This window comes from Ovoidimarina sediminis (assembly GCF_032586175.1).
Classification (GTDB): domain Bacteria; phylum Pseudomonadota; class Alphaproteobacteria; order Rhodobacterales; family Rhodobacteraceae; genus Ovoidimarina; species Ovoidimarina sediminis.
In genome coordinates this window covers 1-8,376 of sequence record NZ_JAWHTE010000055.1, presented here as the reverse complement: position 1 = coordinate 8,376, position 8,376 = coordinate 1, and the positions used below count along the sequence as shown (strand labels likewise).

At 64.7% G+C, this 8,376-nt stretch carries 8 protein-coding genes; 4 read left to right on the top strand and 4 right to left on the bottom strand.

Going from position 1 to position 8,376, the window contains the following annotated elements:
- A partial coding sequence (locus RXV90_RS25580) for a hypothetical protein (RefSeq protein ID WP_316653226.1) occupies positions 1-217 on the top strand: 217 nt, incomplete at its 5' end.
- A gap of 39 nt (positions 218-256) precedes the next feature.
- Here the strand turns inward: RXV90_RS25580 and ccmI are convergent.
- From ccmI to RXV90_RS25560, 4 genes are read right to left on the bottom strand one after another with little or no spacing between them, the layout of a single operon-like run.
- Positions 257-1,636: a c-type cytochrome biogenesis protein CcmI gene (ccmI, locus tag RXV90_RS25575; RefSeq protein ID WP_316653224.1), complete on the bottom strand. Its 1,380-nt coding sequence runs from the start codon at positions 1,634-1,636 to the stop codon at positions 257-259.
- Positions 1,633-2,052: a cytochrome c-type biogenesis protein gene (locus RXV90_RS25570; protein ID WP_316653222.1), complete on the bottom strand. Its 420-nt coding sequence runs from the start codon at positions 2,050-2,052 to the stop codon at positions 1,633-1,635. The genes ccmI and RXV90_RS25570 overlap by 4 nt, the downstream gene beginning before the upstream one ends.
- A 9-nt stretch (positions 2,053-2,061) precedes the next feature.
- The gene (locus tag RXV90_RS25565; protein WP_316653220.1) at positions 2,062-4,050 is read right to left on the bottom strand and encodes a heme lyase CcmF/NrfE family subunit; all 1,989 of its coding nucleotides are present in this window, start codon (positions 4,048-4,050) and stop codon (positions 2,062-2,064) included.
- A complete protein-coding gene (locus RXV90_RS25560; protein WP_316653219.1) occupies positions 4,047-4,808 on the bottom strand; it encodes a Crp/Fnr family transcriptional regulator in 762 nt (253 codons plus the stop codon). Before RXV90_RS25560 ends, RXV90_RS25565 begins: the two co-directional genes overlap by 4 nt.
- A gap of 172 nt (positions 4,809-4,980) precedes the next feature.
- Here RXV90_RS25560 and RXV90_RS25555 point away from each other — a divergent pair, with 172 nt between their 5' ends.
- The 3 genes from RXV90_RS25555 to RXV90_RS25545 all read left to right on the top strand — a co-directional run.
- On the top strand, positions 4,981-7,347 hold the full coding sequence (locus RXV90_RS25555) for a hypothetical protein (protein WP_316653217.1): 2,367 nt from the start codon (positions 4,981-4,983) through the stop codon (positions 7,345-7,347).
- A gap of 62 nt (positions 7,348-7,409) precedes the next feature.
- Complete coding sequence (locus RXV90_RS25550; RefSeq protein ID WP_316653215.1) at positions 7,410-7,802, top strand: Rap1a/Tai family immunity protein; 393 nt, start codon at positions 7,410-7,412, stop codon at positions 7,800-7,802.
- Between the two features lie 348 nt (positions 7,803-8,150).
- Positions 8,151-8,376, top strand: a 226-nt coding sequence (locus RXV90_RS25545) for a hypothetical protein (protein ID WP_316653213.1), incomplete at its 3' end; no start/stop codon positions are given.

Sequence of the window (8,376 nt, the reverse complement as noted above, 5' to 3'; positions counted from 1 at the left end):
TGGCGCGAACTTGGCGCGGCATAGGGACAGTCATTCTGTCCCTTTGGAGACAAGTTCGAATCCGTCTGACACCACCGATCTGAGGCACATGGAGCGGGCGCTGGCCGAGCATGGCGTCACCGGGACGGCCCTGATCCTTGTGCGGTGCCCAAAGGGCGCCCGGCCGGGCGTTCAGGCCGCGGCGGGGCCTGCGGTGGCAGCGATCGGATGTGTCTGAGGGGGCCAGCGGCGCGCCTGGACGTGCCCCGCGCAGAGCTCAGAGAGCGCCGAAGATCGCCGTAAGTTCCGGTTGACCGTCGTAGAGTTCCCTGACCCGATTTTCCGCCTCCGAAGCCTTGGCCGCGTCGCCGAGCGTGCGGTAGGAGCGGATCAGCATGGCCCATCCATCGGGATCGTCTGGGTTTTCCTCGAGCCGTGCGGCGAGCCCGGCGACCATGCCCTCGATCATCGCGGCGCGGTCTGCCTCCGTCATCGTCGCGGCGGCGGCGATGTCTTCGGCGTCGGGGCCCCGTGCAGGCTCTGCCACGAGATCGAGACCGAGCGCGCGTTCGGCTTCGGCGAGCTTTTCCAGGACGAACGGAGCGCCCCGGAAGTGGCGGCGGCCTTCCGCGATCGCCTCTGCGGCCGCGTCGGGGCGGCCGGCGGCGGCCTCCGCTTCGGCGAGGGCGATCCAGCCCGCATGATCCATCGGGTCTTCGGTGAGCGCCGTTCTCAGGTCGCGGATATCTGCCGGGGCTGTTTCCGGGGCGCCGCTGGCCAGCGCGATTTCCTGTGGCGTGGCGTCGGGCAAGTAGTCGGTGATCTCAAGCTGGAGAAAGCGCACCATGTTGCCGATGTCGCGGCGTATGAGCGGCATCCAGGGCGCATCGGATTCGGAGGCCGCGGCGAGCGCCGCCCAATCCTGCAGCGCGCCTTCGAAATCCTGCCGCTGCGCGCGGGCGAGGGCGAGGTAGTAGAGCGCGCGGGGATCGTTCACCTCCCGGGCGACCTGGGCGAAGATGATCTCCGCGCCTTCGGGAACCTTGTTGCCGTTGGCGATCGTCATCGCCTCTGCATAGGCCGACTGGACCCCGGGCGCGTCGTTCAAAAGCACGGCCTGGCGATAGGCCTCGGCCGAATTGGCGGTATCGCCCACGGCGGCATAGGAGCGTGCGAGCATCCACCAGCTTTCGAAATCCTGTGGCGCCTCTTCGGTTTGCTGGATCAGAAGCTGAATGCGGCTGGTGATGTCGCCTGCGGCCGCGCGCTGTTCGAGCACATCCTGCTTGCGGGCCAGAAGGGGCATGTCGGGAGCCGCCGGCTGGCCGTAAAGCGCGTAGCCGCCAAGCGATGCCGCGGCGAGGCCTGCGCCCAGAACCAGGGCCGCGGCGGGCGTTCTTTGCGAGACGGCGAAGCCACCGGGCATGTCGCGGGCCACGCGGGTGCGGCGATGTTCGATCTCGGTGACCGCTGCCTGGGCGTCCTTCGAGGAAATCAGGCCCTGGGCCCGGTCGCGTTCGACCTCGTCGATCTGGTCGGCATAGATCGAAATCGCGGCGTCGCCGGCATTCGTTTCGATGACCCGTCCGCGCAGGAAGGGCAGCCCGACCCATGTGGCGGCAAAGAGGACGAGTGCTGTCATCACGAGCCAGATCATTGCAGGGCCTCCTCGTCGGCGGAAGGAAGGGTGCGGGGACGGCCCCGCATGTAGAGCGCGGCGCCGAGCACGCCGAGACCGAGAAACGCGAAGGGCGCGGCCCAGAGCACGTAGGTGTGCGTGTCGACCGGCGGGTTCAGAAGCACGTAATCGCCGAAGCGATCATGCACGTAGTCGAGAACCTCCTCGTCGCTGTCCCCGGCGATCATCCGTTCGCGGACGACGACGCGCAGGTCATGGGCGAGCGTCGCGTTCGAGTCGAAGATCGACTGGTTGCGGCAGACGAGGCAGCGGAGTTCGCGCCCGATCTCGCGCGCACGGGCCTCCATTGCGGGATCTTCGAACATTTCGCCGGGATCGAGCGCGAGAGCCGGCACGGCACAGAGCAGGTAGACCAGAAGGGCAAGACGCGTCATCGGGGTCTCCTATTCACCGGGTTGCAGGGCGGCGGAGGCCCTCCGCCGGGCCGAGGGCGCGCCAATGCGCAGGCGGCGGTCTGTCAGCGAGATCAGGGCAGAGGCCGCGATCATCGCCGCGCCGAGCCACATCCAGGGCACGCCGGGATTGTAGTAGTAGCGGACGACGAAGCGGCCGGTGCCGTCGGGATCGCCGAGCACGGCGTAGAGATCGCCGTGCCAGAGCGTCCTGATGCCCGCTTCCGTCGTCGGCTGGCGTTCGACCGGGTACCAGCGCCTCTCGGGAAAGAGCATCGTCACGAGGTCGCCGTCGCGGGTGACGCGCACGGCGGCGATCGAGGTCTGATAGTTGGGGCCGGTGGTGTTTTCGACATCAAGAAGCGCGAAGTCATAGGGCCCGACTTTGAGTTCGGCGCCCGGTTCGACGAGGCGGATTTCCTCGATGCTCCAGACAGATATCGCGATGACGCCTGCTGCCGCCACGGCCAGGCCGAGGTGGCCGATGTAAAGGCCCCAGGCCGCGCGGGGCAGGCCGGTCAGCCGGCGGAGTGCGGTTCCGGGCGCGGCTGTGGGCAGACCGATCCGGCGCCCCAGATCTTCGAGCGTCGCAAGCGCCAGCCATGCCGCGATGGCAATGCCGAACAGGCCCACAGGATCCGCGAGGCCGAGAAGCAGCGCGAGCGCCGCAGTGACCAGCAGCGCCACCGCGAGAACGCGTGCGGCGCGGCCGAGCACATCGGCCTTGCGCGCGCGCTTCCAGCTCAGGAACGGCCCGATCCCGGCCACGAACATCGCGATCCCGAAGATCGGCAGGAAGGAGCGGTTGAAATAGGGTGCGCCGACCGAGATCTTGTCGCCCGTCACAAGTTCGAGCGCGAGGGGATAGAGGGTGCCCACGAAGACAACGCCCGTGGCCGTCGCCAGAAGCACGTTGTTCGCCAGCAGCCCGGTTTCGCGCGACCAGACAGCGAAGATGCCGCCGTCGCGGACCGCCGACGCGCGCCAGGCGAAAAGCGTCAGCGCGCCGCCGATCGCGATGCAGAGCAGGAGCAGGATGAAGATCCCGCGTTCTGGATCGGTGGCGAAGGCGTGGACCGAGGTGAGGATGCCGGAGCGCACGAGGAAGGTGCCGATCAGCGACAGGGAGAAGGTGAGAATGGCGAGCAGGATCGTCCATTTCATCAGGCTCGCCCGCTTTTCCACGACGATCGCGGAATGCAGGAGCGCGGTGCCCACGAGCCAGGGCATGAAGGAGGCGTTTTCGACCGGATCCCAGAACCAGAAGCCGCCCCAGCCGAGTTCGTAATAGGCCCACCAGGAGCCGAGGGCGATGCCCGCCGTCAGGCCCGACCAGGCGACGAGAACCCAGGGCCTGATCCAGCGCGCCCAGGCCGGATCCACACGGCCCAGAATGAGGGCGGCGACAGCGAAGGAGAACGCGGTCGAGAAGCCGACATAGCCCAGATAGAGGAGCGGCGGGTGGAACGCGACGCCCGGATCCTGCAGCAGCGGGTTCATGCCTTGCCCGTCCAGAGGCACGCGGTCGGCGATCCGGGTAAAGGGGTTCGATGTCATGAGGATGAAGAGGTAGAAGCCGACGCCGATCATGGCCTGGACCGAGAGGATCGTCGCGCGCATCGCGGCCGGCACGGCGCGGCCGAAGAGCGCGATCAGCGCCCCGAAGAGCGCGAGCATCAGAACCCAGAGCAGCATAGAGCCTTCGTGGTTGGCCCAGACGCCGGTGACCTTGTAGAGCATCGGTTTCATCGAATGCGAGTTGAGCGCGACCAGAAGCACCGAAAAGTCGGAAACGACGAAGGCATAGGTCAGGGCCGCGAAGGCGCTTGCGGTTGCCAGGAACTGAACCGTGGCGGCCGTATCGGCGACCTGCATGGCCCCCGGATGATCCCTGAGGGCGCCCCAGAGCGGCACGGTGGCCTGAACGAGGGTTGCGGCCAGCGCGAGCCAGAGGGCGAAATGTCCGAGTTCGACGATCATTGGACGTGTCCTCCGGTTGCGAGCATCGATCGTGCGGGCGTGGGCGCGGCGACGGGAAGCCGGCGCGCAACCGCCTTCATATCCGGCACGAAGTATTCGGTGGGCGAGACGAACCGCACGAGCCCCGCCTTGCGAATGCGGGTCAGAATGCGGCTGACGGAGTCGGTATTGAGGCCGAGATAATCGGCGATATCCTCGCGCGACATCGACAGGGTAACGGGCGCGCCTTTCCTGCCGTGGCGCGTGGCCATGTCGGCGAGGAAGTAGGTGACGCGTTCGAAGCTGTCGAGCCGGCCCAGCATCGAGACATGTACGATGCTGCGTTCGAGCCGTTCGTGGAGCATGCGCGAGACGTCGGCCAGGAACTCTGCATCATTGCGCAATTCGAGGGCCTGCTCGGTCAGGTCCACCTCGCAGACCAGGCAATCCGTCAGTGCCTCGAGCCGCTGTTCGGAGTCTTCGGCAACCATCAGTCCGCAAACCGCGGTCCCGGGTTCGTCGATCGAAAGGATCTGCCGCCGCCCGTCGCGGAAATAGGTGCAGGTCGCTGCGTAGCCTTCGATGACGATCCAGAAGCGCAGGCAGGCGCCGTCCGGGCACTGTATCCCTTGGCCACGGGTAAGGCGGTGCTGTGCCAGAGTGCCGGATCGCGCGACCCTGCGCGCGAAGGGGCAGCCCACGATCTTGCACTTTGCGCATATCCGTTCCGCCCGGCAGGAGGCATTCGAGAAATCGAGTTCGTCCGTCTGAAAATTCATCCCCCCCCCGCAGAAATGATTGAGATGGCCCCAGTGCTGGATTCAAACAGACTTCAACCTGGCATCCCTTGATGCATGTCAATTGGGCCCGTCTGACAAAAATCAGGGCCAAGCCGGTTGGGGCGCCGCTACCGTTTTCGTGATTTTGAACGAATCCGACCGGAGCGATTCCATGCGCGCCTTGCTTTCCATTACATTAGTTCTGTTCTTCGGATCCGCCGCCGTGGCGCAGGATCAGGCAGCCGAACCGGATGAACCGATCACGGTGTCTGCCGAGCTTGCGGCAGAGAAGGGATGCCTGTCCTGCCACGAAGGGATCGAGGATTTTACCCAGGGCGTGATGATGGAAACGATCCAGGCCATGGGCCCTGACTATGGCGATCCGGGCGGGTGCGTCGTTTGTCACGGCGGCACGCCGAGCGCCACGACCGTGGAAGAGGCGCATTCCGGTTCGCCCGGCGATCTGGCCGATTTCGGGCCTCACACGTTCTATCCCGATCCCGGTGCGCTCTGGGTCGCCGACCGCTCCTGCGGGCAGTGCCATGACGGCTATTCCGAACGTCTGATGAAATCGCTGATGAATACGGAAGCCGGGAAGCTGCAGGGCAATCTCTGGTCCTGGGGCGTGCTGGACACGCATCGCTCGGTCTATGGGAACTACAGCCTCGTCGATGAAGACGGGCCGGACCCGATCGTGGGCACCGATGCCTACCGCGAATACATGATCGCTTATGCAGAGGCGCATCCCGACCAGCTTGTCACCTCGATGGAGCAGGTGCCGGAAGTCGATGTGAACGCCATTTCCGAGCATCCCAACCTCGCCGGCATCACCTATTCGCGCCAGCAGTGCCAGCGCTGCCACGTGGGCGTCTCCGGACGCGAGAAGCGCGGTGATTTCCGAGGTGCGGGCTGTTCGTCCTGCCACGTGCCCTACTCGAACGAAGGGCTATACGAGGGCGGCGACCCGATGATCTCGAAGGAGCAGCCCGGGAAGCTTCTGGTGCACACCATGCAGGGTTCGCGGAAGTCGAAGGTCACGGTCGGCGATCTCACCTATTCGGGCATCCCGAACGAAAGCTGCTCAAGCTGCCACAACCGCGGCAAGCGGATCGGCGTCAGCTATCAGGGGATCATGGAATTCCCCTATGGCACGCCCTACGATTCACAGGGCAACAAGCAGCCCGCGCTTCACACGAAGAACTACCTCTTCATCAAGGACGACCTTCATCACCAGGTACAGTCACGGGAAGGGAACCCCGAAGGCGGCATGCTTTGCCAGGATTGCCACACGACCGTCGATATGCACGGCGACGGCAACATGCCCGGTACGACGCTGGCACAGGTGGAAATCGAGTGCGAGGACTGTCACGGGACCGTCGGCCAGTTCCCCTGGGAACTGCCCCTCGGCTATGGCGAGGAATTCCAGCAGGATCTGGCGGAAACGCCGCGCGGGCTTGCCGAGGATCTGACGGCGGAACAGTATTTCGCCGAAGTCTATGACCCGCAGGACGGCTACCTACTGACCACCCGCGGCAACCCGCTGGGCAACGTCGTGCGCAGCGGGGACAAGGTGATCCTGCATTCGGCATCGGGCCTTGATTTCGAAGTGCCTGTTCTGAAACAGATCGCCACCGACGGCACTTGGAAGTCGCCTAATGCCGAGGTGGCGATGCGCAGCGTCGGCCAGCACATGGAATCGATGGAATGCTATGCCTGCCATGCCGACTGGGCGCCGCAATGCTATGGCTGCCACATCACGGTCGACTATTCGGAAGGCAAGACAGATATCGACTGGATCGCGAACGCCAATGCACGCGGCGAAGACGGGCTGACGGCGGACTATCCGCTCGGCACGAATGGTCTGACATCCAAGGGTAAGGTGTCTGAGAGCCGCAGCTACCTGCGCTGGGAGGAACCGATCCTGGGGATCAACGGCGAGGGCCGCGTCACGCCGCTGATGCCGGGTTGCCAGGTGATCACCACTGTGATCGACAAGGACGGCAACACGATCGTGCATAACGAGACCTGGATGACGCCGGATGCCGGGGGCACCAAGGGGCTCGATCACGCTGCGGTGCAGCCGCACACGGCGGGGCGTGAGGCGCGCACTTGCGAGAGCTGCCACAACAACCCCAAAGCGCTTGGTTACGGGATATCGGGTGGCCGGTTCCTTAAGGGCTACGAGGATGGCCTGACCGTCGATCTCGAAACAGCAATGGGCGACATCATCCCGCAACAGACGCAGATGCAGTCGCAGCCGATCCCGAGCCTCGACCACGACCTGAGCCGGATCGTGACGGAGGACGGCCAGCAACTGGTGACCGTGGGCTCGCACTGGCCGCTTACCGGCCCGCTGCCCCAGGAGATGCGTGAGAAGATGGAACGCACCGGGCTTTGCATGGGCTGCCACCAGAACATGACGGATGAGGATGTCTGGGGTGCCGTGAACTCGCCGCGCTTCGTGAACAACGAAGAGCATCAGGCGGTGATGGATGAGGCCATCCACTCTCTCGCCGAGGACCGGGCCGCAGCCCAGTAGTGCCTTTGCCCCCGGAGGATCAGCCGTCCGGGGGCACCACAATTGCGAACGGAGCGAAACCCATGCGTGCCTTGCTGATCATTCCCGCCGCCGTTGTTGCAGCGGTTTCCCTGACCGGACCGACCTTCTCGGGTGAGCGGTCGGTCCTGAACATCCATTCCAATTACACGGCAGCCGAACTTCTTTCCCCCTGCCAGGAAGCGGATAACGATGCCCGCTGGGGGCAGGCGGCCGAGATCGAATGCGAGCAATACATCATCGGATTTGTCGATGCGCTGGAGGCGACCGGGGCAATCGGAGCTGAGACGGACGTCTGCCTGCCCGAGCAGAACATCGCGGATGAAGTGCGCTGGGCCTTCATGCGCTGGGTGCATGGCGACTACAGCCGCCGCACCGGTATGATGGCGGCGGAGGCGCTGCTTGTCACGATGCAGGAGGCCTTTCCCTGTAGTTGAAGGTGCGGTCCCGGCGCACCGCCGGCGTGGCCCGGCTGGCGAATGAAACGTCTGTCCCGCGGCCTGCCGACTGAAGATCCCGCGTGGCCGGCAATCCGGGGATGTGGGCTGCCCCCATTGGGTGGTCCGGGTTGAATGCCAATGCATGGTTGGTCGCTGATCCATCGGTATGAACACTTCGGGAGCTGGTGGCCGGTCGCCGAGGGCGCTGTGCGGCCGCAGAAACCATCGACTAAGGCAAATAAAGAGGAACTTCAGTTTGGACGACAAGGTGGATCTACGCGATCTGTCCTATCCATCCGAACGGGGGGGCGTTGGCCGGAGATCTGGAAGCGTCGCACAGAGACGTTGAAAGAAGCTGCATCGAGAATTTGGGGTCACTTCAGTTCTCATGCGCAATACCGGATTGGTGATTGCAGCCGAAATGGGCAATTCCAATGCCGCTGGTACAGAGCCGTATTCCTCGACCCGCAAGAAATTCGCAGAACCGCGAACATGGCCGATTTTGTTGAAAAACTCGGCTTGAGTGAGGCTTTAGCTCCTGATTCACTTCTCCCGAGGCAAGGGAGGTCTG

Excerpts from the sequence above, each read along its gene's own strand:
- ccmI (WP_316653224.1), bottom strand. The coding sequence starts at position 1,636 with ATGATCTGGCTCGTGATGACAGCACTCGTCCTCTTTGCCGCCACATGG.
- RXV90_RS25570 (WP_316653222.1), bottom strand. The coding sequence starts at position 2,052 with ATGACGCGTCTTGCCCTTCTGGTCTACCTGCTCTGTGCCGTGCCGGCT.
- RXV90_RS25565 (WP_316653220.1), bottom strand. The coding sequence starts at position 4,050 with ATGATCGTCGAACTCGGACATTTCGCCCTCTGGCTCGCGCTGGCCGCA.
- RXV90_RS25560 (WP_316653219.1), bottom strand. The coding sequence starts at position 4,808 with ATGAATTTTCAGACGGACGAACTCGATTTCTCGAATGCCTCCTGCCGG.
- RXV90_RS25555 (WP_316653217.1), top strand. The coding sequence starts at position 4,981 with ATGCGCGCCTTGCTTTCCATTACATTAGTTCTGTTCTTCGGATCCGCC.
- RXV90_RS25550 (WP_316653215.1), top strand. The coding sequence starts at position 7,410 with ATGCGTGCCTTGCTGATCATTCCCGCCGCCGTTGTTGCAGCGGTTTCC.